The sequence below is a fragment of the Streptomyces canus 299MFChir4.1 genome (assembly GCF_000383615.1).
In the GTDB taxonomy this organism is placed as follows: Bacteria; Actinomycetota; Actinomycetes; order Streptomycetales; family Streptomycetaceae; genus Streptomyces; species Streptomyces canus_C.
In genome coordinates, this window is record NZ_KB911600.1 from 1 (window position 1) to 25,571 (window position 25,571).

A 25,571-nucleotide genomic window follows, 5' to 3' on the forward strand; every position below is an offset into this window, starting at 1 on the left:
CATCTAAGCGGGAAGCCTGCTTCGAGATGAGGACTCCCACCCCCTTGAGGGGTTAAGGCTCCCAGTAGACGACTGGGTTGATAGGCCGGATCTGGAAGCCCAGTAATGGGTGGAGGTGACCGGTACTAATAGGCCGAGGGCTTGTCCTCAGTTGCTCGCGTCCACTGTGTTAGTTCTGAGGCAACGACTGTGTCTTTTTCCGGTCGAACTTCATAGTGTTTCGGTGGTCATAGCGTGAGGGAAACGCCCGGTTACATTCCGAACCCGGAAGCTAAGCCTTACAGCGCCGATGGTACTGCAGGGGGGACCCTGTGGGAGAGTAGGACACCGCCGAACAATTCTTCAAAGGGTTGGATCCTGAACTTCGGTTCGGGGTCCAACCCTTTTTTGTTGGGCGTCACTTGAAGTTCACGTTGCGCAACCACCATCCCCAGCATGGGTACTGCTGCAATGCTCAGGGCCGCCGGCGTCGGAGTCGGTGACGAGGTCGTCGTACCGGCCTTCGGGAACGTCGAGGTCGCCGAGGCGGTGACACTCGCGGGTGCGCTCCCGGTGTTCGCGGACATACATCCGGTCAGCTACTGCCTGGACGCGTCCGCTGTCGAAGCGGCCGTGACTCCGCGGACGGCGGCCGTCGTTGTCGTGCACCGATTCGGAAGGCCGGCCGACATGACGCGCCTGCTCGAGGTCGGGCGGCGGCACGGGCTGCTGGTACTGCAGGAAGGCGAGTCCGAGGCACCGTACGACGAGACCGCTCAGCGGCGGGAGCGGGCCTGCTATCTCGATGGGAAGCTGCGCGGTGTGCGCACGCCCGACGGTGGGGACGGGCACACCTACCAGCAGTACGTCGTGCGGGTTCCCGGCAACGGGCGGCCCGACCGGGACGCGTTCGCCCGGGCCCTGCGGAGCAAGGGAGTTGAGTGCAGGGTGCCGGTGAAGACGCCCGTGCACCGGCTTCCCGAGTTCCGGCGTTGTGTGTCGCTGCCGGAGACCGAACTGGCCGCCGACGAGACGCTTGCGTTGCCGGTCGATGCCTCGCTGACCAAGCGGGACATGCAGCGAGTGGTGGCCGCGTGCAATGCCCTCGGCGGACTGCTTCAGCCTGCTTTCTGAGCGAGTTGGGAGCACGGGTCTGCTCGGGGTATGATCTATTCCGTTGCCGCGAGGGAAACCTCGGAAAGCAACAGGCCCCCTTAGCTCAGTCGGCAGAGCGTCTCCATGGTAAGGAGAAGGTCAACGGTTCGATTCCGTTAGGGGGCTCCAGCCAAAAGGCCCTGCCCATTCGGGCGGGGCCTTTTTCGTGTTCTCTCTCAGTCCGTGTGCAGGCCCGGGACGCGCATTGCCAGGATCGCCATGTCGTCGGACGGGGCGTCGGAGGCGAAGCGTTCGACCGCGCGCATGATGCGGGCCGCTACAGCGCCGGCCGTCAGGCCCGTACAGGTGGTGAGGACGTCGGCGAGACCGTCGTCGCCCAGCATGCGGGTGCCTTCCCGGCGTTCTGTGACGCCGTCCGTGACACAGAGCAGGACGTCGCCCGGGTCGAGGGTGACCGTCTGCTCGTAGAGCTCCAGGTCCTCCATCACGCCGAGGAGCGGCTGGGGTTCGGCGGCCGGCTCCACGGTGCCGTCCTGGCGCAGGCGGAGGGGGAGCGGGTGGCCGGCGCAGACGACCTTCAGGCGGGCGCTGCCGTCCTCCTGCGGCCACAACTCGCCGTAGAGCAGGGTCAGGAAGCGGCTGCGGGCGCCCTCGTCGAGGATCGCGGAGTTGAGGCGCTCCAGGACCGCCGGGCCGCTCAGGCCCTCCCTGGCCAGGAGACGCAGGGCGTGCCGCGCGAGGCCCGTCACCGCCGCCGCGTTCGGGCCCGTGCCGCAGACGTCGCCGATGGCGAAGCCGTACGCGCCGTCACTGATGGGGAAGAGGTCGTAGAAGTCGCCGCCGACCTCGTTGCCCTCGCCGGCCGCGCGGTAGATGACCTCGACCTCGACGCCGTCGATCTGAGGCAGCTCGGGCGGCAGGAGGCTGCGCTGGAGGGACTGGCTGATGGCCGTGCGCTCGGAGTAGAGGCGGGCGTTGTCGAGGGCGAGGGCGGCCCGGCGGGACAGGTCCTCGGCCAGTTCCAGGATCTCCTGGCGGAAGTGTTCGTCGGCGGGCTTGCCGAGGGTCAGCATGCCGATGACGCGGTTGCGGGCGACCAGGGGGAGGACGACGGTCTCGCCGCCCACCGCGGAGGCCGTGGCGAGCGTGGGGCCGATCCCGGAGGCGAGCTGGTGGGTCTGGCCGCCGGTGAGTCCGAGGCTGCGCATGGAGCTGCGCAGGGCCGCCTGGTGGGCCGCCTCGCCGGGGGCCGACCAGACGCGGGCGCCGGGGGTGGGGACCGGGTCAGGGGGCTGGATCTTCGACAGCAACGACTTGATGCCGTCGATGAGTTCCTCGTCCTCGTGCAGGACGTACGACAGATAGGGATCCGACGCCTGGTCGGCGATCGTGTACACGGCACACCAGGTGGCCAGGGTGGGGACGGTCATCTGGGCCATGAGGGCCAGCGTCTGGTCGCGGTCCAGGGTGCCGGCCAGGAGGTCCGAGGCTTCGACGAGGAAGCTCAGGGAGCCGCGGCGCAGGCGTTCGAGTTCGCCCAGGCGGGCCGACTCGACGGCCAACGCGATGCGGTCGGCGGCGAACTGGAGCCGCAGGGCCTCTTCGTTCGAGTATCTGCCGGGACCCTCCGCGGCCACGCCCAGGGAGCCCGTGAGGCGTCCCTCGACCTTCAGCGGGACCGTGACGACCGAGCGCATGCCCGTGCCGCTCAGGAGCGGTACGGCACCCGGTACGGCCGACAGGTCGTCATGGACGGCCGGCATGCGGGCGGAGCCGTAGCGCCCTGGGCCCGCTTCGACCGGCACGCGCGCGAAGCGCTGACGTGCGGAGGGCAGGCCGGTGGAGGCGCGGACCTCCAGCTCCGTCTCGTCGTCGGTCGCGAGGAGCAGGAAGGCGGAGTCACCGTCGAGCATGTCGCGCGCGCGTTCGACGGTGCGTTGGAGCAGCCCGTCGAGGTCGTCCGGGGCCGGGGAGCCGATGAACACCTCGAAGGGGTCGGTGCTCTGGCCGTCGGCGGAGGTGGTCGTGTCGGAGGAGGGGACGCGCAACGGCGTCTGGAGTACGGCCCGTTCGTGGTCGCGGACCAGGAGGCAGACGGTGGAGGGCTCGCCGCCGGTGTCGCGGACGCGCAGGTGGGAGGCGTAGACCGAGGTGACGCGGCCGTTGGCGGCCCTTATGCCGTAGCTGCCCTCCCAGCGTGAGAGCTGGAGTGCCTCGGCGATGCCGGTGCCGGTGCCCGGGGTGTGCGGCCAGGCCGCGAGGTCGGTCAGGGGCTTGCCGAGGACCTGGTCGGCGCCGTAGCCGAAGAGTTCCTCGGCGTCCTCGTTCCACGAGGTGATGGCGCCCGTACGGTCGATCTGGACGACGGCGACGCGGACCCGGCCGTCGGCCAGCGGGAGGAGGTCCGCGGGCAGCGACGGGCCGGCGGTGCGGGTGCCCACCGGGCGCTCGGGCAGGTCGAGTTGGAACCAGACCTGCTTGTGGGCGGGGGTGTACTCGACGCCCCACCGGCCGGCGAGCGCGGCGCAGAGCTGGAGGCCGCGGCCGCCCTCGCGGTCGAGGTTGCCCATGTTGACGGCCTGGCCCTGGAGGGGGATCTCACGTTCGGGGTAGTGGTCGGCCACCTCGATCCGTACACCGTCGTCACTGCGCAGGCACAGAACGTCGGCGGACGTGCCCGCGTGGACCACGGCATTGGTGACGAGTTCGCTGGTGAGGACCACCGCGTCGTCGACGATGTCGGCGAAGCCCCAGCCCTGGAGGGTGTCGCGGACGAAGGACCGGGCGGTCGCCACCGATCGTCCGACGGGCTCGAAGCTGGCTGCCGCGCGCGCGGTGATCACGGAACTCCTCGACCGGTTGTCGACGTGCAGGGCTGCCTGGCCGACCGGCTCGTGCCGCTGCTGCGGCAGACCGCCCGTCGGCCGGGGATCCGGGTTCTGTCCCCCGGGGATCAGTCCGGTGGTCATGTGTGCGGCCGCCCTCCGATGCCCGCTCGTGCTCGTGCCACCGCCCAGGCCGGACGGACCGGCTCGGCTGGACAGCCGCATGCAAGGTTACTTACCTTCGACGGCCATGCGGATGCCGGTCTGCAGTGTTTCCGTCCGGACGGTGTGCGGACGATGTGCGAAGCTGCCGAACTGTTATGGCCGGGTTCAACCGGGGTGAAACACTGGGCAAGCTCTTGAAGAAGGTTCGGGCAGGCCGAGTGGCTTGCTCGTACGGCGGGCAGCAGCCCGTGGTGCGGGTTCGCACGCCTGGTTGAAATATCGCTGTAGTAAGCAGAAGCGCGCGGCAGCAACCGGTGTGCCGCGCGGTACCACCCGAGCACAGCAGTAACGGTCGACCCCTGCGGGAGGGACACAGTGGAGTCTGGCGCAGCGACGCGGGGCACTAGGACGCGCGCGAAGAGCGGACAGTCCCCGAGCGGCCAGCGCAAACCGCGCGGTGGGACCACCGCGGTGGACACGGCTGCCCTGGACCGGCTGATGTCCGCGCTGGTCTCGATGCGTGACGGGAACTTCCGCAAGCGGCTCACGGTGTCCGGCGACGGCGTGATGTCGGAGATCGCGGCCGTTTTCAACGAGGTGGCCGACCGCAATCTGCATCTGACGGGTGAGCTGTCACGGGTGCGGCGCATGGTGGGCCGTGAGGGCAAGCTCACAGAACGGCTGGAAACAGGCGCCTGCGAGGGCTCCTGGGCATCCGCCATCGATGCCTCCAACGCGCTCGTGGACGATCTCGTGCGGCCCGTCTCCGAGGTCGGCCGGGTGCTGTCCGCGGTCGCGGAGGGCGATCTGTCGCCCCGTATGGAGCTCAGGACCCAGGCTCCGGACGGGACGGGGCATCCGCTGCGCGGGGAGTTCCTGAAGGTCGGGCGGACTGTAAACAACCTTGTCGATCAGCTGTCCACCTTCACCGACGAGGTCACGCGCGTGGCCAGCGAGGTCGGCACCGAGGGCAAGCTCGGCGGGCAGGCACGCGTGCGTGGCATGTCGGGTTCGTGGAAGGACCTGACCGAGTCCGTCAACACGATGGCGTACCGGCTGACGGCCCAGGTGCGGGACATCGCGCTGGTGACCACGGCCGTCGCCAAGGGTGACCTGTCCCGGAAGGTCACCGTCCACGTGGCCGGCGAGATGCTGGAGCTGAAGAACACCGTCAACACGATGGTGGACCAGCTCTCCTCGTTCTCCTCCGAGGTGACCCGCGTCGCGCGCGAAGTGGGTGTCGAGGGCGAGCTCGGCGGTCAGGCGCAGGTGCCGGGTGTGGCCGGGGTATGGAAGGACCTCACCGATTCGGTGAACCTCATGGCCGGCAATCTGACGGCCCAGGTGCGCGGGATCGCCCAGGTGACGACGGCGGTCGCCAGTGGTGACCTGTCGCAGAAGGTGACTGTCTCCGCACGCGGCGAGGTCGCGCAGCTCGCCGACACGATCAACCAGATGACCGAGACGCTGCGGATCTTCGCGGACGAGGTCACGCGCGTGGCCAACGAGGTCGGTGCCGAGGGGCAGCTCGGCGGGCAGGCGAACGTGCCGGGTGCGGCGGGGACGTGGAAGGACCTCACCGATTCGGTGAACACGGTCTTCCGGAACCTCACCACCCAGGTGCGCGACATCGCAGCCGTGACGACGGCGGTGGCCAACGGTGACCTGTCGCAGAAGGTCACCGTGGACGTGGCCGGCGAGATGCTGGAGCTGAAGAACACCGTCAACGGGATGGTGGACCAGCTGTCGGCGTTCGGTGCCGAGGTCACGCGTGTGGCGCGCGAGATCGGTGTGGAGGGTGAGCTGGGCGGCCAGGCGCAGGTGCCCGGGGCCGCCGGTACGTGGAAGGACCTGACCGACTCCGTCAACACCGCGTTCAGGAACCTCACCGGACAGGTGAGGAACATCGCCCAGGTGACGACGGCGGTGGCCAACGGCGATCTGTCGCAGAAGGTCACCGTGGACGTCTCCGGCGAGATGCTCCAGCTGAAGAACACCGTGAACACGATGGTGGACCAGCTCTCGGCCTTCGCCGACCAGGTGACGCGGATGGCCCGGGACGTGGGCACCGAGGGCCGCCTCGGCGGTCAGGCCGTCGTGCCCGGTGTCTCCGGGACCTGGAAGGAGCTCACCGACTCCGTCAACTTCATGGGTGGCAACCTCACCTCTCAGGTGCGGCAGATCGCCCAGGTGACGACGGCGGTGGCCCGGGGTGACCTGTCGCAGAAGATCGACGTGGACGCGCGCGGCGAGATCCTGGAGCTGAAGAACACCATCAACACGATGGTCGACCAGCTGTCCGCCTTCGCGGACCAGGTGACCCGGGTGGCCCGCGAGGTGGGCACCGAGGGCCGCCTCGGCGGTCAGGCGCAGGTGCCCGGCGTCGCCGGGGTGTGGCGGGACCTGACCGACTCCGTGAACGGAATGGCAGGAAACCTTACTGCCCAGGTGCGCAACATCGCCCAGGTGGCCACCGCGGTGGCCCGGGGTGACCTGTCACAGAAGATCGACGTGGACGCGCGCGGCGAGATCCTGGAGCTGAAGAACACCCTCAACACGATGGTCGACCAGCTCTCCAGCTTCGCCGACCAGGTGACGCGGGTGGCCCGTGAGGTGGGCACCGAGGGCATCCTGGGCGGTCAGGCCGAGGTGCAGGGTGTCTCCGGCACCTGGAAGGACCTCACGCAGTCCGTGAACTTCATGGCGAACAACCTGACGATCCAGGTGCGCAACATCGCCGAGGTCACCACGGCGGTCGCCAAGGGTGATCTCTCCAAGAAGATCACCGTCGACGCGAAGGGCGAGATCCTGGAGCTCGTCACCACGGTCAACACGATGGTCGACCAGCTCTCGTCCTTCGCCGAGCAGGTGACCCGGGTGGCCCGTGAGGTGGGCACCGAGGGGCAGCTGGGCGGTCAGGCGCGGGTTCCGGGTGTCACGGGCATCTGGAAGGACCTCAGCGACAACGTGAACCTGATGGCCAACAACCTGACCATGCAGGTGCGCAACATCTCCCAGGTCGCGAACGCGGTCGCCAACGGCGACCTCACGCGGACGGTGACGATCGAGGCGCGCGGTGAGGTCGCGCAGCTCGCCGACACCTTCAACACCATGGTGAAGACGCTGAGTTCGTTCGCAGACCAGGTCACCAAGGTGGCCCGTGAGGTGGGCACGGACGGCATCCTGGGCGGCCAGGCGCGGGTGCCCGGCGTGGCCGGCACCTGGAAGGACCTCACCGAGTCCGTGAACCAGATGGCGTCCAACCTGACCGGTCAGGTGCGGAACATCGCCATGGTGACCACGGCCATCGCCAAGGGCGACCTGACCAAGAAGATCGACATCGACGCGCGCGGCGAGATCCTGGAGCTGAAGACAACCATCAACACGATGGTCGACCAGCTGTCGTCCTTCGCCGAGGAGGTCACCCGGGTCGCCCGCGAGGTGGGTACCGAAGGACAGCTCGGCGGCCAGGCACGCGTGCGTGACGTCGACGGCACCTGGCGGGACCTGACCGAGTCCGTGAACGAAATGGCAGGAAACCTTACTCGGCAGGTCCGCGCCATCGCGCGCGTGGCGACCGCGGTGACCCGGGGCGACCTGAACCTGAAGATCGACGTGGACGCGTCCGGTGAGATCCAGGAGCTCCAGGACTACATCAACAAGATGATCGCCAACCTGCGCGACACCACGATCGCCAACAAGGAGCAGGACTGGCTCAAGGGCAACCTGGCCCGTATCTCGGCGCTCATGCAGGGCCGCCGGGACCTGGAGGACGTGGCCTCGCTGATCATGAGCGAGCTGACACCGGTGGTGACCGCGCAGCACGGCGCGTTCTTCGTCGCGATGCCGCTCCTGGACGGCAAGGACATGAGCGCCGAGGCGGAGGAGCAGTACGAGCTGCGGATGCTCGGGTCGTACGGCTACTCGATGGGCTCCATGCCGACGTCGTTCCGGCCGGGGGAGGCGCTGATCGGGACGGCGGCCGAGGAGAAGCGCACGATCCTGGTGGAGAACGCGCCCAGTGGCTATCTGAAGATCTCCTCCGGTCTCGGAGAGGCGCCGCCCGCGCAAGTGATCGTCCTCCCGGTGCTGTTCGAGGGCAAGGTGCTCGGTGTCATCGAGCTCGCGTCCTTCACACCCTTCACGCAGATCCAGAAGGATTTCCTCAACCAGATCGCCGAGATGATCGCGACCAGCGTCAACACCATCTCCGTCAACACCAAGACGGAGGTGCTGCTGAAGCAGTCGCAGGAGCTGACCGAGCAACTGCGGGAGCGGTCGGCCGAGTTGGAGAACCGGCAGAAGGCCCTCCAGGCGTCCAACGCCGAGCTGGAGGAGAAGGCCGAGCTGCTGGCCCAGCAGAACCGCGACATCGAGGTCAAGAACACCGAGATCGAGGAGGCGCGGCAGGTCCTGGAGGAACGCGCCGAGCAGCTCGCCGTGTCGATGCGCTACAAGAGCGAGTTCCTGGCCAACATGTCGCACGAGCTGCGGACGCCGCTGAACTCGCTGCTGATCCTCGCCAAGCTGCTCGCCGACAACGCGGACTCCAACCTCACCCCCAAGCAGGTCGAGTTCGCCGAGACCATCCATGGCGCGGGGTCCGACCTGCTCCAGCTGATCAACGACATCCTCGACCTGTCGAAGGTCGAGGCGGGCAAGATGGACGTCTCACCGACGCGTATCGCGCTCGTGCAGCTCGTGGACTACGTGGAGGCCACCTTCCGTCCGCTGACCGCGGAGAAGGGCCTGGACCTGTCCGTACGGGTCTCGCCCGAGCTGCCCGCCACCCTGCACACCGATGAACAGCGTTTGCTCCAGGTGCTGCGGAACCTGCTGTCCAACGCGGTGAAGTTCACCGACTCCGGGGCCGTCGAGCTGGTCATCCGGCCCGCCGGGCGGGATGTGCCGGTGGCGATCCGGGAGCAGTTGCTGGAGGCCGGTTCGCTGCGTGACCCGGGTGCCGACCTGATCGCGTTCTCGGTGACCGACACCGGTATCGGCATCGCGGCCAGCAAGATGCGGGTGATCTTCGAGGCCTTCAAGCAGGCCGACGGCACGACCAGCCGCAAGTACGGCGGCACGGGCCTCGGTCTGTCGATCTCGCGGGAGATCGCACAACTGCTCGGCGGCGAGATCCACGCGCAGAGCGAGCCGGGACGCGGATCGACGTTCACGCTGTATTTGCCGCTGCACCCCAGCGAACTGCCGCCGCAGGGATATCAGCAGTCCATGCCCGCCCTGGAGGCCGGCGACCTGGTGGCGTCCACGTCGGAAAACGGGAGGGCCGGGGTCGAGGTCGAGACGCCGGCCGAGGTGAGGTCGTACCAGGAGACGCAGAACGGGGCCGCGGCGCTCTTCAGGCGCCGTCGCAGGACCGCACCGTCCCTCGAACAGCGGATCGGGCAGCCGGACCAGTGGTCGGCGGTGGAGCACCAGTCCGCGCCGCAGCCGCGCCGGGGCATCCGGTTCGGCGGGGAGAAGGTGCTGATCGTCGACGACGACATCCGCAACGTCTTCGCGCTCACCAGCGTCCTCGAACAGCACGGACTCTCGGTCCTCTACGCGGAGAACGGCCGTGAGGGCATCGAGGTGCTGGAGCAGCACGAGGACGTGGCGGTCGTCCTGATGGACATCATGATGCCCGAGATGGACGGGTACGCGACGACCAACGCGATCCGCAGGATGCCGCAGTTCGCCGGGCTCCCGATCATCGCGCTGACCGCCAAGGCGATGAAGGGCGACCGGGAGAAGGCGATCGAGTCGGGCGCCTCCGACTACGTGACCAAGCCGGTCGATCCCGATCATCTGCTGTCGGTGATGGAACAGTGGATGCGGGGGGAGTGATGGGAATCGGTGGAGTTCACGCGGAGTTGCTGACTGAGTGTGCCCGACGCCGTGTAGAAGTACGGGATTCGGGGAACCTTCTGGTCTCCCGCTACGTTTCTGCTACGTGCACAGTGACATCACGGTGACAGGGTGTGGCGACAGACAGGGTGCGGCTACGATGACCGGCACAAGGACGGGCGGCGAAAGGGAGTCGTCCCCAGGGGCGGCACCCGGTGCACATCCGGGGCGAGGAGGGCGGGCCATGGTGCAGAAGGCCAAGATCCTCCTGGTCGATGACCGGCCGGAGAATCTGCTGGCGCTGGAGGCCATCCTCTCCGCGCTCGATCAGACACTGGTGCGGGCATCGTCCGGGGAGGAAGCGCTCAAGGCGCTGCTCACGGACGACTTCGCGGTGATTCTGCTGGACGTCCAGATGCCTGGCATGGACGGTTTCGAGACCGCTGCGCACATCAAACGGCGGGAGCGGACCCGGGACATCCCGATCATCTTCCTCACCGCCATCAACCACGGGCCGCATCACACCTTCCGGGGGTACGCGGCGGGTGCGGTGGACTACATCTCCAAGCCGTTCGACCCGTGGGTGCTGCGCGCGAAGGTCTCGGTGTTCGTCGAGCTCTACATGAAGAACTGCCAGCTGCGGGAGCAGGCGGCGCTGCTGCGGCTCCAGTTGGAGGGCGGCGGCGCAGGCAAGGCGGCGATCGGGGACGCGAAGGAGCCGGCGGGTCTGCTCGCCGAGCTGTCCGCGCGGCTCGCCGCGGTCGAGGAGCAGGCCGAGGCGCTCTCCAAGCAGTTGGACGACGAGTCCGCGGACGCGGCCGCGGTGGCCACGGCCGCCCATCTCGAACGCAAACTCACGGGGTTGCGGCGGGCGCTGGACGCCCTGGAGCCGGGCACCGGGAGTTCCCCGTCGGTCCCCTCGCAGAACTGACGCTCGCCGAGGGAGCCCTTGAGCCCGCGTCAGTTCGGCACCCCACCAGAAGCGACACGAACGGGTGAAGCAGCGGGCACACGTGTCCGCGGTCGTCTCCACCGGTAACCTCACACTCATGGCCTCACGTCCCTCCGCAGCCAAGAAGCAGCCCGCCAAGAAGGCTGCCGCTCCCGCGAAGGGGCCGGCGAGGAAGGCGCCTGCGAAGAAAGCACCGGCGAAGAAGGCGCCCGCCAGGAAGGCCGCGGCGAAAAAGGCCGCGCCGCCGAGGCCGGCGCCCAGCCCGACCGGAGGTGTTCTCCGGCTCATCCGCGCCCTCTGGCTCGGCGTCGCCCATGCGGTGGGCGCGGTGTTCCGGGGGATAGGGCAGGGTGCGAAGAACCTCGACCCCGCGCACCGGAAGGACGGCGTGGCACTCCTGCTGCTCGGCCTCGGCCTGATCGTGGCCGCCGGTACCTGGTCGAACCTGCGCGGGCCCGTCGGCGACCTCGTCGAGATCATCGTGACCGGCGCCTTCGGCCGGCTCGACCTGCTCGTGCCGATACTGCTCGGGGTCATCGCCGTACGGTTCATCCGCCACCCCGAGCAGCCCGAGGCCAACGGCCGGATCGTGATCGGCCTGTCGGCGCTCGTCATCGGCGTCCTCGGTCAGGTCCACATCGCCTGCGGCGCACCGGCCCGCAGCGACGGCATGCAGGCGATAAGGGACGCCGGCGGCCTCATCGGCTGGGGAGCGGCGACCCCGCTGACGTACACCATGGGCGAGGTCCTCGCCGTACCGCTGCTCGTGCTGCTGACGGTCTTCGGGCTGCTCGTCGTCACGGCCACGCCGGTCAACGCCATTCCGCGACGGCTGCGGGAGCTCGGTGTGCGGCTCGGGATCCTCCCAGACCCGGCGGAGGACGAGTTCGGCGAGGACGACGAGCGCTACGACGAGCAGTGGCGCGAGGCGCTGCCCGCGCGCGGACGCAAGCGAGGTCCCGCGCCCGAGTCGTACGACCCCGACGGAGCGGAGCAGGAGGCCCTCTCGCAGCGCCGCGGGCGCCCCCGGCGCTCCGCTGTGCCGCAGCCCGCGATGGACCGGCGGATGGACGCCGTGGACATCGCCGCGGCCGCCGCCGCCGATCTGGACGGCGTCGTCATGCACGGCCTGCCGCCCTCGCCGCTGGTCGCCGACCTCACCCAGGGCGTCAGCGTGGGCGACCGGGTGGAGACGACCCCGGTACCCACTCCGGTCCCGGCCGCGCGGCCCAAGCAGGAGGCGCGTCCGAAGCAGGAGAAGCTCAAGGTCGAGGTCGCCGACCTCACCAAGCCCGCTCCCGAGGCTCCGAGCGAGCTGCCCCCGCGCGCGGAGCAGCTCCAGCTGTCAGGCGACGTCACCTACGCGCTGCCCTCCCTCGACCTCCTGGAGCGCGGTGGCCCGGGCAAGGCGCGCAGTGCGGCCAACGACGCCATAGTCGCCTCGCTGACGACCGTCTTCACGGAGTTCAAGGTCGACGCCGCCGTCACCGGCTTCACGCGCGGACCGACGGTCACGCGCTACGAGGTCGAGCTCGGGCCCGCCGTGAAGGTCGAGCGGATCACCGCGCTGGCCAAGAACATCGCGTACGCCGTCGCCAGTCCGGACGTGCGGATCATCAGCCCGATCCCCGGCAAGTCCGCGGTCGGCATCGAGATCCCCAACACCGACCGGGAGATGGTCAACCTCGGTGACGTGCTGCGGCTCGCGGCGGCCGCCGAGGACGATCACCCCATGCTGGTCGCGCTGGGCAAGGACGTCGAGGGCGGCTATGTGATGGCCAACCTGGCGAAGATGCCGCACGTGCTCGTCGCCGGAGCCACCGGTTCCGGTAAGTCGTCGTGCATTAACTGCTTGATCACTTCCATCATGGTCCGCGCGACCCCCGAGGACGTGCGCATGGTCCTCGTGGACCCCAAGCGCGTGGAGCTGACGGCCTATGAGGGCATCCCGCACCTGATCACGCCGATCATCACCAACCCGAAGCGGGCCGCCGAGGCGCTCCAGTGGGTCGTACGGGAGATGGACCTCCGCTACGACGACCTGGCGGCCTACGGCTTCCGGCACATCGACGACTTCAATGAGGCCATCAGGAACGGCAAGGTCAAACTGCCCGAGGGCAGCGAGCGCGAGCTCCAGCCGTACCCGTATCTGCTGGTGATCGTCGACGAGCTCGCCGACCTGATGATGGTCGCCCCGCGGGACGTCGAGGACGCGATCGTGCGGATCACGCAGCTCGCGCGCGCGGCCGGCATCCACCTGGTGCTCGCCACCCAGCGGCCGTCGGTGGACGTCGTCACCGGTCTGATCAAGGCGAACGTGCCCTCGCGGCTCGCCTTCGCCACGTCCTCGCTCGCCGACTCCCGGGTCATCCTCGACCAGCCGGGTGCCGAGAAGCTGATCGGCAAGGGCGACGGGCTGTTCCTGCCGATGGGTGCCAACAAGCCCACCCGTATGCAGGGTGCCTTCGTGACCGAGGAAGAGGTCGCGGCGATCGTCCAGCACTGCAAGGACCAGATGGCGCCGGTCTTCCGGGACGACGTCGTCGTGGGCACCAAGCAGAAGAAGGAGATCGACGAGGAGATCGGCGACGACCTCGACCTGCTGTGCCAGGCGGCCGAGCTGGTCGTCTCCACGCAGTTCGGCTCGACCTCCATGCTCCAGCGCAAGCTGCGGGTCGGGTTCGCGAAGGCGGGCCGGCTGATGGACCTGATGGAGTCCCGGGGCATCGTCGGACCCAGCGAGGGCTCCAAGGCTCGTGATGTTCTTGTGAAGGCTGACGAACTCGACGGCGTGCTCGCGGTGATCCGCGGGGAGGCTTAGAGGGAGCCCGACGCGGGTGCGGCCACCGATGTTCGATCGTGACTCACCCGTAAGGGATCATTGAGCAACCGTTTCCCTTCGGCGTACGTCAAGTTGAGGGAAGCGAAAAGCTTGCTGCCCCACCATCGGCGTGTTCGGCCATTCCGATGGCGTACAAAGTCCCACCGCCCGGTTGCCCCACCCTTTCGCACCCCCCCTAGACTGAACCTCCAGCACAGGTGGCTAAACGCTCGAAAGGCGCCCCCGTGTCCATCGGCAACTCCCCTGAAGACGAGCGTCCGTTCGAAGACGACCCGCAGGAAGCCCACCTCTCCGTCGGCCACGCCCTGAAACAGGCGCGGATCGCGGCCGGGCTGACCGTCGACGACGTCAGCAACGCCACCAGGGTTCGCATCGCCATCGTGCACGCCATCGAGGCGGACGACTTCGCCCCCTGCGGTGGCGATGTGTACGCCCGGGGCCACATCCGGACCCTGGCCAAGGCCGTCCATCTGGACCCGGCCCCCCTTCTGGACCAGTACGCCGCCGATCACGGCGGCGGGCGTCCGGCCCCGACCCCGGCCGCCCCGCTGTTCGAGGCGGAACGCATCCGTCCCGAGCGGCGCGGACCGAACTGGACCGCGGCCATGGTCGCCGCGATCGTCGCCGTGGTCGGCTTCGTCGGGTTCACCGCCTTCAAGGGCGGCGACGACGGCGGGACGACACAGGTGGCCGACGGCACCACGCCCGCCACCAGCAAGTCCCCGACGCCCAAGTCCGACAAGACCCCCAAGGACACGAAGCCCACGCCGTCCGACAGCGCCATCGCGGCAGCGCCCCAGGACAAGGTGACCGTGCAGGTCAGCGCCGCCGACGGCAAGAGCTGGATCCTCGCCAAGGACCACAACGGCCGGACCCTCTTCGACGGACTGCTCAAGCAGGGCGACTCCAAGACCTTCCAGGACAGCGACAAGATCAACCTCGTCCTCGGTGACGCCGGAGCCATCCAGCTGTACGTGAACGGCAAGAAGATCGACGACGACTGGCAGCCCGGCGCCGTGGAGCGCCTGACGTACACGAAGGGCGACCCTCAGGTCGGCTAGGCAGCTGTTGGGTTTCTCGCTCCGAAGGGGTTGGCCGGCATCGGCCAACCCCTTCGACGTGGGGTGTCAGTGGGACGAAGTAGTCTTGAGCCCATGCCTGAACGCCGTACCGTCGCACTGGTCACTCTTGGCTGCGCCCGCAACGAGGTGGACTCGGAGGAGCTCGCAGGCCGTTTGGAGGCGGACGGCTGGGATCTCGTGGAGGACGCCGCGGACGCGGATGTCGCCGTCGTCAACACCTGTGGCTTCGTCGAGGCCGCCAAGAAGGACTCCGTCGACGCCCTCCTGGAGGCCAACGACCTCAAGGGGCACGGCAGAACCCAGGCCGTCGTGGCGGTGGGCTGCATGGCCGAGCGGTACGGCAAGGACCTCGCCGAGGCGCTGCCGGAAGCGGACGGGGTGCTCGGCTTCGACGACTACGCCGACATCTCCGACCGGCTCCAGACCATCCTCAGCGGTGGCATCCACGCCGCCCACACCCCGCGCGACCGGCGCAAGCTGCTGCCGATCAGCCCGGCCGAACGGCAGGACTCGGCGGCGTCCGTCGCGCTGCCCGGACACGGCCCGGCCGCCGAGGCCCCCGAGGCGGCGCCCGCAGACCTTCCGGAGGGGCTCGCTCCGGCCTCCGGCCCCCGTGCGCCCCTGCGCCGCCGTCTGGATGGCTCCCCGGTCGCCTCGGTCAAGCTCGCCTCCGGCTGCGACCGGCGCTGCTCCTTCTGCGCCATCCCGTCCTTCCGCGGCTCCTTCATCTCCCGCCGCCCCTCGGACGTCCTCAACGAGACGCGCTGGCTGGCCGAGCAGGGCGTCAAGGAGATCATGCTGGTCTCCGAGAACAACACCTCGTACGGCAAGGACCTCGGCGACATCCGCCTCCTGGAGTCCCTGCTGCCCGAACTCGCCGAGGTGGACGGCCTCGAGCGGGTGCGCGTCAGCTACCTGCAGCCCGCCGAGATGCGGCCCGGCCTGATCGACGTGCTCACCTCCACGCCCAAGGTCGTGCCCTACTTCGACCTGTCCTTCCAGCACTCCGCCCCCGGCGTGCTGCGCGCGATGCGCCGCTTCGGTGACACCGACCGCTTCCTGGAGCTCCTCGACACCATCCGGGGCAAGGCCCCCGAGGCCGGCGTGCGCTCCAACTTCATCGTGGGCTTCCCCGGCGAGACCGAGGCCGACCTCGCCGAGCTGGAGCGGTTCCTGAACGGCGCGCGACTGGACGCCATCGGTGTCTTCGGGTACTCCGACGAGGAGGGCACCGAAGCGGCGACGTACGAGAACAAGCTGGACGAGGACGTCGTCGCGGAGCGGCTGGCCCACATCTCCCGGCTCGCCGAGGAACTCGTCTCGCAGCGCGCCGAGGAGCGCGTCGGCGAGACCGTGCACGTGCTGGTCGAGTCCGTCGACGAGGAGGGCGTGTATGGCCGCGGCGCGCACCAGGCCCCCGAGACCGACGGCCAGGTGCTGCTCACGAGCGGCGAAGGTCTGAGTGTCGGTCGTATGGTCGAGGCGAAGGTGGTCGGTACGGAAGGTGTCGACCTGGTGGCCGAGCCGCTCGACGGCTCGCTCGCGTGTAGTGAGGAGGCGGGCAGATGACCGGAGTACCGGCGTCCGCTGCGGGTGGCCCCTCCGCCGCGAAGGGCGGACCGGCGGGCGCGGTCTCGGGCGCCGCGTCCGGCGTGGCACCGAGCGCTCCCTCGGACGCGGTCTCCGGTACGGCCGCAGCGATGCACGCCAGTGCCGTCCCCGCGGTGGGTGTCGTTTCCGAAGCGGCGTCGGAGGTCGGCGGCGACTCCGGTGCGAAGCCCGCGCGTGGGGGGAAGATCGCGGCCGCGGCCGTCAACCAGGCCAGCGTCTGGAACATCGCCAATCTGCTGACCATGCTCCGGCTGCTCCTCGTGCCCGGTTTCGTCGCGCTGATGCTGGCCGACGGTGGGCACGACCCCGCGTGGCGCTCGTTCGCCTGGGCGGCCTTCGCCATCGCCATGATCACCGACCTGTTCGACGGGCACCTGGCGCGCACCTACAACCTCGTCACGGACTTCGGGAAGATCGCCGACCCCATCGCCGACAAGGCGATCATGGGAGCGGCGCTGATCTGTCTGTCCGGCCTCGGCGACCTGCCCTGGTGGGTGACGATCGTCATCCTCGGCAGGGAACTCGGGATCACCCTCCTGCGTTTCCTCGTCATCCGGTACGGCGTGATCCCGGCGAGCCGGGGCGGCAAGCTCAAGACCCTCAGCCAGGGCATCGCCGTAGGGATGTACATCCTGGCGCTGACGGGGTGGCTGGCCACCGCGAGGTTCTGGGTGATGGCTGTGGCGGTCGTCCTGACCGTCGTGACCGGGCTCGACTATGTGAGACAGGCCATTGTGCTGCGCAGGCAGGGAATCGCCGAGCGCCGAGCGGCGTTGGAGGAGTCGGAAGCGTGAATTCCTCGGCCGCCCAAGTGGTGCGACTACTCACCGTGAAGGGTTGGACGCTCGCGGTCGCCGAGTCGCTCACGGGCGGACTGGTTGCGGCGGAAATCACAGCGGTACCCGGCGCGTCCCAGGCGTTCCGGGGTTCGGTGACCGCCTACGCCACCGAACTGAAGCAGGAGCTGCTGGGGGTCGACGCCACCCTGCTGGACCAGCGAGGTGCGGTGGACCCGCAGGTCGCGGCCCAGATGGCGGCCGGAGTGCGCAAGGCGCTCGGCGCCGACTGGGGCATCGCGACCACCGGGGTCGCGGGCCCGGAACCGCAGGACGGCAAGCCCGTCGGAACGGTATTCGTGGCTGTCGACGGACCCTTCGAGGGCGCTTCCGAGGCAGTCAGTGGCGGGAAAGTGACCGCGCTGCGGTTGAACGGCGACCGTGCGGAAATTCGTATGGAGAGTGTACGGAGCGTACTCGCACTCCTCCTTGAGGAGCTTGCGAGCGAACAGACCGGGAATGAGCGGGCACAGGATACGGAACGGAACGGGGGGTTTTGATGTTTGCAGCCCTGAGTGAACACGACATCGCTCCCCGCACGGCCGCGGCGCAAGGCGGTACGGTGGGGCGTGAAGGATGCGGCTACGCGGTCCGAGGAGGGAGCCACCGATGATTCTGCTCCGTCGCCTGCTGGGTGACGTGCTGCGTCGGCAGCGCCAGCGCCAGGGCCGTACTCTGCGCGAGGTCTCCTCCTCCGCCCGAGTCTCACTCGGCTATCTCTCCGAGGTGGAGCGGGGGCAGAAGGAGGCTTCCTCCGAGCTGCTCTCCGCGATCTGCGACGCGTTGGACGTACGGATGTCCGAGCTCATGCGGGAAGTGAGCGACGAGCTCGCCCTCGCCGAGCTGGCCCAGTCTGCTGCGGCCACCCCCAGCGAGCCCGTACCGGCGCCCGTGCGCCCGATGCTGGGTTCCGTGTCGGTGAAGGGTGTGCCACCGGAACGAGTGACCATCAAGGCGCCGAGCGAAGCGGTGGACGTCGTAGCGGCGTGACGCTCGCGCTCGGTGTGCCGTGAATCGATGGCTCACCGCGAGGAAGTCTGCGAGGCCCCGGACGGGTTTCTCCAGCTGGTCTGGAGAGGCGCCGGTCGGGGTTTTCGTGCATCTTGGAGCGACGGCCGCGTCGGTGCGTCCGTGTGCCCTTGATGCGCCCTCCCCGCGGATCGGGCGGCCGTCTAGCGTCCGGGCTGGAGGTGGCTGCATGGCGGGGCCGACAGTACGCCGGGGGATGGCGCTCGGGCTCGGGGCGCTGTGGTGGTGTGCCGTGGCGCGACTGGTGCTGGCGCCGGACGCCGGGGTGCTCGAAGGGGCGGTCGCGGCGGGTGGGTGGGGGCTGAGCCTGCTGCCGGTGCACTGTGTGCCGAAGGCGCGGGCCGCGGGAGCCGTAGCCGCTGGGCGGTGGGCTCAGGCGTGGCGGGCGGGCAAGCCTGCCGGCGCGGGGCCGGCCGGGCAGCCCGCGGAGCCGGGAGCGGTTACCACGGCATCGCCACGCCGCCGTTCGGGCGGAGGATCTGGCCCGTCGTGAAGGACGAGGCGTCGGACGCCAGATAGAGCACGGCGTGGGCGATGTCCTCCGGTGCGCCCACGCGCTTGAGCGGTGACATGCGGGACATGAGCGCTTCGGTGTGGGCCTGGGCGTCTTCGTCGTGGCGGTCGGTCATGGGGGTGCGGATCCATCCGGGTGCGACGGCGTTGACCCGGATGCCGTACGGGCCGACCTCGGTGGCCAGGGTCTTCGTGAGTTGTACGACGGCCGCCTTGGCCGCGCCGTAGCAGAGCAGGCCGGCGCCGCCCGTGTCCACGGCGCCGGAGGCCATCGTGACGATGCTGCCCCTCGTCTGCCGGTCGAGCATCAGACGGGCCGCCTCCTGGCAGGCGTGAAGCACGCCCTTGAAGTTGACGTTCAGGACGCGGTCGAGGTCCTCGTCCCGCGTGTCCAGGACCGGGCTGCTGTGCATGATCCCGGCGACCGCGGCCAGCACGTCCAGGCGCTCGCAGGAGGTGACGGCCTGGTGGAGCTGTCCCCGGTCGGTGACGTCGAGGGGGTGGGTGCGGGCGGTGCCGCCGGCGTCTTTGATCAGCGTCGCGGTCTCGTGCAGTCCGGCCGCGTCGAGGTCGGCGCAGTGGACGGTGGCACCCGCCTCGGCGAGCAGGACGGCGGTCGCGCGGCCGATGCCGCTCGCGGCGCCGGTGACGAACGCGGTGCGTCCGGTGAGGTCGTACGCGCTGACGGCCATGGAGCGACGGTACGAGCATTTCTGACGGGTCGTCAATTAGTCGTACGGCGTGAGGTTCTGGAGTGTGTTCCACCCGGTCCACCCGGTGCCCTGCGGTGTGGGCTCGGGGTCGGGCCGATCTGGCAGGTCGGGCACCAGTACGTGGGGCGTTCGCGGGAGCCGTCGCCCTGGTCGGCGACCCGGAGAGAGGTGCGGCAGCGGAGGCAGGGGCGGGGGGCGCGGCCGTAGACGAACAGGTCCTGGCCGCGGCGGCCGGTCGTGCTGCGGACCGGGCGGTCGCGGTTGGCCTCCAGGAGCTTCTTGGCGAGTGCGGGAAGCTGTGCGGCGCGGTCCGCGGGGAGGGCGCCGACGGGGAGCCAGGGAGTGGCGCCGAGCAGGAAGCAGAGCTCGCTCTTGTAGACGTTGCCGATGCCGGCGAGATTGCGCTGGTCGAGGAGGGCCTCGCCGAGGGGGCGGGCCGGGTCCCGGAGGAGGTTGGCGAGGGCGCGCTCGGGGTCCCAGTCCGGGCCGAGGAGGTCGGGGCCGAGATGGCCGACGGCCTTGTGCTCGTCCGCGGTGCGGAGCAGTTCGAGGACGGGGAGGCGGTAGCCGACGGCTGTGCGGTCGGTGTTGGCCAGGATCGCGCGGATCTGGTGGGTGGGGCCGCCGGTCCAGCGCTGGTTCTCCGCGTACACCTTCCAGGAGCCGTCCATGCGGAGGTGGGAGTGGAGCGTCAGGCCGCCTTCGATGCGGGTGAGGAGGTGTTTGCCGCGAGGGGTGACGTCCAGGACCCTGCGGCCTGTGAGGTCGGCTGTGGCGTATTTCGGCACCCTCAGGTCGCTGCGGGTCAGCACCTTGTCCGTGAGGGCGGTGTGCAGGCGCTTCGCGGCTTGCCAGACGGTGTCTCCTTCGGGCATGGGTCAAGGGTGGCATGGGGGGAGGGCGGAGGGGTGCGGGTGGCTCCTGTGGTGCTTGATCGCCGTCGGCGGCTGCGGGAGCGCCGACGGCGGCTGTGTGGCGTGTGGGGTCAGGCGCGTAGGCGTAGGCCCCGTGGGGTGGCGATGAAGCCTGCTGTTTCCAGGAGGGTGCCCAAAGGGGAGGTCAGGGCTGAGGTGCCGTTGATGCGTTCCACTGTGACCGTGCCCAGGGAGCCGGCCTTGGCCGCTGCTGCGAGGGCTTCGGAGGCCGTGCGCAGGCGGGGGTCGTCGGTGGCGGTGGTGTCGGGGGCGGAGGGCCAGGCCAGGAGGGTCTTGCCGCCCCGCTCCATGTAGAGCGTGAGCTCGCCGTCCACGAGGACCACCAGGGAGCCCGCCTTGCGACCGGGCTTGTGGCCTGCCTCGGTCGGGGGGTCGGGCCAGGAGAGGGCGGCGCCGTAGGCGTTGGCGGGGTCGGCGGCCGCCAGGACCACGGCTCGGGAGGCGTCCGAGGCGTTCTGCCCGCGGTTGCCGAAGCCGGAACCGTACGCGGGAGTGCCTTGCCAGTGCTGGGGGGTGGGTTGGGGTGGGTAGTCGCGCGGTGAGATGTACTCGTCGCGGGAAGCGGGGGAGACGGGGGAGACGGAAGACCTGGGCCCCACGGATCCGGATGTGAAGTCCGGGCCGGTTTCCGGGCCGGGGGCGTCCGGGTTGTCGAAGGCCTTGGTCCAGTCCCAGTCCTCCGCTGCTGGATCGGCCTGTGCGGGGCCGTGGGACCCGTCGGGTGTCCAGGCGGGCTCCCAGCCGTCGGCAGCTGCGCTTTCGGGGACGGGCTCGCCGCGGTCGCGGGCGTTGGACACCGCGCGGAGGCGGTCGACCGCGCCGTCCATGGCGAACTGGGCGGCGCCGAGCCCCTCCACGACATAGCCGCGGCGGGCCTGGCCGCTGTCCTCGAAGGCGGAGAGGATGCGGTACGTCGCCGAGAATCCGCCCTCCACGCCCTCCGCCGACACGGCTCCCCGGGTGACCACTCCGTGCCGGTCGAGGAGGGTGCGGGCCAGGGCATGGGCGCGCACGGTCGGGTCGGCCTCGCGCGGCGGGAGCAGGGACCAGCGGCCGGCGACGGTCGGCGGACCGGTGCGGGAGGCGGTGCGGGCGGCCGCGGTGAGGGAGCCGTAGCGGCCGCGGGGGATCGTGCGTTTGGCGCGGTGGGCGGTGGCGCCTGCGGTGCGGCCGGAGCCCAGCAGGGAGCGCATCGGGGTGAGGGTGTCGTTGGTGAGCCGCCCGGACCAGGCCAGGTCCCATACGGCGTCGGCCAGTTGGGGGTCGGTGGCGTCGGGGTGGGTGGTGGCGCGGACCTGGTCGGCGATCTGGCGGAAGAACAGGCCGTAGCCGCCGTTGAGGGCGTCCAGGACGGACTGGTGGAGGGCCGTCAGCTCCAGGGGATGCGGCGGGGGCAGGAGGAGGGGCGCCGCGTCCGCCAGGTACAGGGAGACCCAGCCGTCCTTGCCCGGGAGCGCGCCCGCTCCGGCCCACACGATCTCCCCGGCGGCCGTGAGCTCGTCGAGCAGAGCCGGGGTGTAATTCGTGACGCGTGACGGCAGGACGAGCTTCTCCAGGGCGGAGGCGGGCACGGAGGCGCCCTGCAACTGCTCCACGGCACGTACCAGTCCGTCGATTCCGCGCAGGGAGTGTCCCTTGCCGATGTGCTGCCACTGCGGGAGGAACTGGGCGAGGGCCGGCGGTGGCACCGGTTCCAGTTCATGGCGCAGGGCTGCCAGGGAACGGCGGCGCAGGCGGCGGAGCACGGTCGCGTCGCACCACTCCTGGCCGATGCCCGCCGGATGGAACTCACCCTGTACGACCCGTCCGCTCGCGGCCAGCCGCTGCAAGGCACCCTCGGTGACCGCCGTGCCCAGGCCGAAGCGGGCCGCGGCCGTCGCCGAGGTGAAGGGGCCATGGGTGCGGGCGTAGCGCGCGAGGAGGTCGCCGAGGGGGTCCTTGACCGGTTCGGTGAAGGCCTCCGGGACGCCGACCGGCAGCGCTGTGCCGAGGGCGTCGCGCAGGCGGCCGGCGTCCTCGATCGCCGCCCAGTGTTCGGCGCCGCCGACCCGGACCTTGATCGTGCGGCGGGCGCGGGCGAGGTCCTGCGCCCACTGCGGCTCGGCGCCGCGCTCGACCAGCTCGGCGTCCGTGAGCGGGCCGAGGACGCGGAGGACGTCCGCGACCCCCTCGGCGTCCTTGACCCGGCGGTCCTCGGTGAGCCACTGGAGCTCCCGCTCCAGCTCGGTCAGGACCTCGGCGTCGAGCAGCTCGCGCAGCTCCGCCTGGCCCAGCAGCTCGGCCAGCAGACGCGAGTCCAGTGAGAGGGCCGCCGCCCGGCGCTCGGCGAGGGGCGAGTCGCCCTCGTACAGGAACTGGGCGACGTAGCCGAAGAGGAGGGAGCGGGCGAAGGGGGAGGGCTCGGGGGTGGTGACCTCGACCAGTCGGACCCGGCGGGACTCCAGATCACCCATCAGCTCGACGAGGCCGGGCACGTCGAAGACGTCCTGGAGGCACTCGCGGACCGCTTCCAGGACGATCGGGAACGAACCGAACTCGCTCGCCACCTGGAGCAGTTGGGAGGCACGCTGGCGCTGCTGCCACAGGGGGGTGCGCTTGCCGGGGTTGCGGCGCGGCAGCAGGAGCGCCCGGGCGGCGCATTCGCGGAAGCGGGAGGCGAACAGGGCCGAGCCGCCGACCTGGTCGGTGACGACCTGGTCGACCTCGCCCTTGTCGAAGACGACGTCCGCCGCACCCACCGGAGCCTGTTCGGCGTCGTACTCGGTGCCGGCCCTGGTCGGTTCCCGGTCGAGGAGATCCAGGCTCATCAGGTCGGCGTCGGGCAGCCGTAGGACGATGCCGTCGTCGGCGTGCATGACCTGGGCGTCCATGCCGTAGCGCTCGGAGAGCTTGGCGCCGAGGGCCAGCGCCCAGGGGGCGTGGACCTGGGCGCCGAAGGGGGAGTGGACGACGACCCGCCAGTCGCCGAGCTCGTCCCGGAAGCGCTCCACGACGATCGTCCGGTCGTCGGGGACATGGCCGCAGGCCTCGCGCTGTTCGTCCAGGTAGGACAGGACATTGTCCGCCGCCCACGCGTCCAGGCCCGCGGTGAGCAGGCGCAGGCGGGCGTCCTCCTTGGACAGGGAGCCCACCTCGCGGAGGAACGCGCCCACCGCACGGCCCAGTTCGAGGGGGCGGCCCAGCTGGTCGCCCTTCCAGAACGGGAGCCTGCCGGGGACGCCGGGGGCGGGGGAGACCAGGACACGGTCGCGGGTGATGTCCTCGATGCGCCAGGAACTGGTGCCGAGCGTGAAGACGTCCCCGACGCGTGACTCGTAGACCATCTCCTCGTCGAGCTCGCCGACCCGCCCGCCGCCCTTCTTGGGGTCGGACCCGGCGAGGAAGACACCGAAGAGGCCGCGGTCGGGAATGGTGCCGCCGGAGGTGACGGCGAGACGCTGGGCGCCGGGGCGGCCGGTGATCGTGCCGGCGATGCGGTCCCAGACCACGCGCGGGCGCAGCTCGGCGAAGGCGTCGGAGGGATAGCGGCCCGCGAGCATGTCGAGGACCGCGGTGAAGGCGGACTCGGGGAGGGAGGCGAAGGGGGCCGCCCTACGGACCGTGGCCAGGAGGTCGTCGAGCTGCCAGGTGTCCATCGAGGTCATCGCGACGACCTGCTGGGCGAGGACGTCCAAGGGGTTCGCGGGGACCTTCAGGGACTCGATGGAACCGGTCCGCATGCGTTCCGTGACGACCGCTGCCTGGACCAGGTCGCCTCGGTACTTCGGGAAGACCACACCGGTGGAGACCGCGCCGACCTGGTGGCCCGCGCGGCCGACGCGCTGCAGGCCGGAGGCCACGGAAGGGGGCGACTCGACCTGGATCACCAGGTCCACCGCGCCCATGTCGATGCCGAGTTCGAGGCTGGACGTCGCCACCACAGCGGGGAGACGGCCTGCCTTGAGGTCCTCCTCGACCAGGGCGCGCTGCTCCTTGGAGACCGAGCCGTGGTGGGCCCTGGCGATGACCGGGGGCGCTCCCTGAGCCGCGCCTGAGCCGCCCATGAGTTCGGCCGGGGCGTGGTGTTCGTCCAGGGGCTCGCCGGTCGCCCGCTCGTAGGCGATCTCGTTGAGACGGTTGCAGAGGCGTTCCGCGAGGCGGCGGGAGTTCGCGAAGACGATCGTGGAGCGGTGGGACTGGACGAGGTCGGCGATGCGCTCCTCCACGTGCGGCCAGATGGAGGGACGCTCCGCGCCTTCGTTGCCCTCGGCGACCGGGGAGCCGCCGAGCTCGCCGAGGTCTTCCACCGGGACCACGACCGAGAGGTCGAACTCCTTGCCGGACTTCGGCTGAACGATCTCCACCCTGCGCTGGGGGGAGAGGTAGCGGGCGATCTCGTCGACCGGGCGGACCGTGGCGGACAGGCCGATGCGGCGGGCCGGCTTCGGGAGGAGTTCGTCCAGGCGCTCCAGGGAGAGGGCCAGGTGGGCGCCGCGCTTGGTGCCGGCCACGGCATGGACCTCGTCGAGGATCACTGTCTCGATGCCGGTGAGCGCGTCCCGGGTCGCCGACGTCAGCATCAGGAACAGGGATTCCGGGGTGGTGATCAGGATGTCCGGGGGGCGGGTGGACAGGGCCCGGCGCTCGGCCGGAGGGGTGTCGCCGGAGCGGATGCCCACCTTGACCTCGGGCTCGGGGAGGCCCAGGCGGACGGACTCCTGGCGGATGCCGGTGAGGGGACTGCGGAGGTTGCGCTCCACGTCGACGGCGAGGGCCTTGAGGGGGGAGACGTACAGGACTCGGCAGCGCTTCTTGGGGTCCGCGGGCGGGGGTGTGGAGGCCAGCTGGTCCAGAGCGGCGAGGAAGGCGGCCAGGGTCTTGCCGGAGCCGGTGGGGGCGACGACGAGTACGTCCGAGCCCTCCGCGATGGCCTGCCACGCGCCGGCCTGGGCGGTGGTGGGTGCGTCGAACGCACCTGTGAACCAGCCGCGGGTGGCGGGGGAGAAGCCGTTCAGGGCTCGGTGTGCTGGGCTGACCATGCGTCCATCCTGCACCCGGCCACTGACAATGCCTGCGGCGGTTGGGCGGGTGGGGGTGGTGCGTTTGGCTGCGGGTGCGTGGGGGCGGGTGTTTTTGCGCAGTTCCCC

13 protein-coding genes, 1 tRNA gene and 2 rRNA genes are annotated in these 25,571 nt (G+C 70.1%); 12 read left to right on the forward strand and 4 right to left on the reverse strand.

What is annotated here, in order from left to right; translation table 11 throughout:
- The 4 genes from H293_RS0131405 to H293_RS0131420 form a co-directional block, all read left to right on the forward strand.
- A 23S ribosomal RNA gene (locus H293_RS0131405) occupies positions 1 to 149 on the forward strand; the annotation flags it as partial.
- Positions 150 to 219: 70 nt separating this feature from the next.
- Positions 220 to 336, forward strand: a 5S ribosomal RNA gene (gene rrf / locus H293_RS0131410).
- Between the two features lie 114 nt (positions 337 to 450).
- On the forward strand, positions 451 to 1,113 hold the full coding sequence (locus H293_RS0131415) for a DegT/DnrJ/EryC1/StrS family aminotransferase (protein ID WP_020121791.1): 663 nt from the start codon (positions 451 to 453) through the stop codon (positions 1,111 to 1,113).
- A 74-nt stretch (positions 1,114 to 1,187) separates the two neighbouring features.
- Positions 1,188 to 1,263: transfer RNA gene (locus H293_RS0131420), tRNA-Thr, on the forward strand.
- Between the two features lie 47 nt (positions 1,264 to 1,310).
- On the opposite strand, the gene H293_RS0131425 is transcribed toward H293_RS0131420, so the two are convergent.
- Positions 1,311 to 4,064 carry a SpoIIE family protein phosphatase gene (locus H293_RS0131425; protein WP_020121792.1) on the reverse strand — a complete coding sequence of 918 codons (2,754 nt, stop codon included), beginning with the start codon at positions 4,062 to 4,064 and terminating at the stop codon, positions 1,311 to 1,313.
- Positions 4,065 to 4,460: 396 nt separating this feature from the next.
- Between H293_RS0131425 and H293_RS0131430 the strand changes: the two genes are divergently transcribed.
- From H293_RS0131430 to H293_RS0131465, 8 genes are all read left to right on the forward strand, one after another.
- Positions 4,461 to 9,932, forward strand: a complete 5,472-nt coding sequence (locus tag H293_RS0131430; RefSeq protein WP_106968453.1) for a HAMP domain-containing protein — start codon at positions 4,461 to 4,463, stop codon at positions 9,930 to 9,932.
- A 244-nt stretch (positions 9,933 to 10,176) separates the two neighbouring features.
- Entirely contained in the window at positions 10,177 to 10,863 is a 687-nt protein-coding gene (locus H293_RS0131435) for a response regulator (protein WP_020121794.1), read from the forward strand.
- A gap of 118 nt (positions 10,864 to 10,981) precedes the next feature.
- Complete coding sequence (locus H293_RS0131440) at positions 10,982 to 13,705, forward strand: DNA translocase FtsK (protein WP_051138186.1); 2,724 nt, start codon at positions 10,982 to 10,984, stop codon at positions 13,703 to 13,705.
- Positions 13,706 to 13,950: 245 nt separating this feature from the next.
- Entirely contained in the window at positions 13,951 to 14,787 is an 837-nt protein-coding gene (locus tag H293_RS0131445; protein ID WP_020121796.1) for a helix-turn-helix domain-containing protein, read from the forward strand.
- Positions 14,788 to 14,880: 93 nt separating this feature from the next.
- A complete protein-coding gene (rimO, locus tag H293_RS0131450; RefSeq protein WP_020121797.1) occupies positions 14,881 to 16,377 on the forward strand; it encodes a 30S ribosomal protein S12 methylthiotransferase RimO in 1,497 nt (498 codons plus the stop codon).
- The gene (gene pgsA / locus H293_RS0131455; RefSeq protein ID WP_020121798.1) at positions 16,374 to 17,213 is read left to right on the forward strand and encodes a CDP-diacylglycerol--glycerol-3-phosphate 3-phosphatidyltransferase; all 840 of its coding nucleotides are present in this window, start codon (positions 16,374 to 16,376) and stop codon (positions 17,211 to 17,213) included. The genes rimO and pgsA overlap by 4 nt, the downstream gene beginning before the upstream one ends.
- Positions 17,210 to 17,755 carry a CinA family protein gene (locus tag H293_RS0131460; protein ID WP_028808359.1) on the forward strand — a complete coding sequence of 182 codons (546 nt, stop codon included), beginning with the start codon at positions 17,210 to 17,212 and terminating at the stop codon, positions 17,753 to 17,755. The genes pgsA and H293_RS0131460 overlap by 4 nt, the downstream gene beginning before the upstream one ends.
- Before the next feature lie 109 nt (positions 17,756 to 17,864).
- Complete coding sequence (locus tag H293_RS0131465; protein ID WP_007385114.1) at positions 17,865 to 18,245, forward strand: helix-turn-helix domain-containing protein; 381 nt, start codon at positions 17,865 to 17,867, stop codon at positions 18,243 to 18,245.
- A 479-nt stretch (positions 18,246 to 18,724) separates the two neighbouring features.
- Here H293_RS0131465 and H293_RS0131470 read toward each other — a convergent pair whose 3' ends face one another.
- From H293_RS0131470 to H293_RS0131480, 3 genes are all read right to left on the reverse strand, one after another.
- The gene (locus H293_RS0131470; RefSeq protein WP_020121800.1) at positions 18,725 to 19,489 is read right to left on the reverse strand and encodes an SDR family NAD(P)-dependent oxidoreductase; all 765 of its coding nucleotides are present in this window, start codon (positions 19,487 to 19,489) and stop codon (positions 18,725 to 18,727) included.
- A gap of 32 nt (positions 19,490 to 19,521) precedes the next feature.
- Positions 19,522 to 20,385 carry an Fpg/Nei family DNA glycosylase gene (locus H293_RS0131475; protein WP_020121801.1) on the reverse strand — a complete coding sequence of 288 codons (864 nt, stop codon included), beginning with the start codon at positions 20,383 to 20,385 and terminating at the stop codon, positions 19,522 to 19,524.
- A gap of 110 nt (positions 20,386 to 20,495) precedes the next feature.
- On the reverse strand, positions 20,496 to 25,463 hold the full coding sequence (locus H293_RS0131480; protein ID WP_020121802.1) for an ATP-dependent helicase: 4,968 nt from the start codon (positions 25,461 to 25,463) through the stop codon (positions 20,496 to 20,498).
- Between the last annotated feature and the right edge of the window lie 108 nt (positions 25,464 to 25,571).

Excerpts from the sequence above, each read along its gene's own strand:
- rimO (WP_020121797.1), top strand. The coding sequence starts at position 14,881 with ATGCCTGAACGCCGTACCGTCGCACTGGTCACTCTTGGCTGCGCCCGC.
- H293_RS0131475 (WP_020121801.1), bottom strand. The coding sequence starts at position 20,385 with ATGCCCGAAGGAGACACCGTCTGGCAAGCCGCGAAGCGCCTGCACACC.
- H293_RS0131480 (WP_020121802.1), bottom strand. The coding sequence starts at position 25,463 with ATGGTCAGCCCAGCACACCGAGCCCTGAACGGCTTCTCCCCCGCCACC.
- H293_RS0131465 (WP_007385114.1), top strand. The coding sequence starts at position 17,865 with ATGATTCTGCTCCGTCGCCTGCTGGGTGACGTGCTGCGTCGGCAGCGC.
- H293_RS0131425 (WP_020121792.1), bottom strand. The coding sequence starts at position 4,064 with ATGACCACCGGACTGATCCCCGGGGGACAGAACCCGGATCCCCGGCCG.
- H293_RS0131415 (WP_020121791.1), top strand. The coding sequence starts at position 451 with ATGCTCAGGGCCGCCGGCGTCGGAGTCGGTGACGAGGTCGTCGTACCG.
- pgsA (WP_020121798.1), top strand. The coding sequence starts at position 16,374 with ATGACCGGAGTACCGGCGTCCGCTGCGGGTGGCCCCTCCGCCGCGAAG.
- H293_RS0131440 (WP_051138186.1), top strand. The coding sequence starts at position 10,982 with ATGGCCTCACGTCCCTCCGCAGCCAAGAAGCAGCCCGCCAAGAAGGCT.
- H293_RS0131435 (WP_020121794.1), top strand. The coding sequence starts at position 10,177 with ATGGTGCAGAAGGCCAAGATCCTCCTGGTCGATGACCGGCCGGAGAAT.
- H293_RS0131470 (WP_020121800.1), bottom strand. The coding sequence starts at position 19,489 with ATGGCCGTCAGCGCGTACGACCTCACCGGACGCACCGCGTTCGTCACC.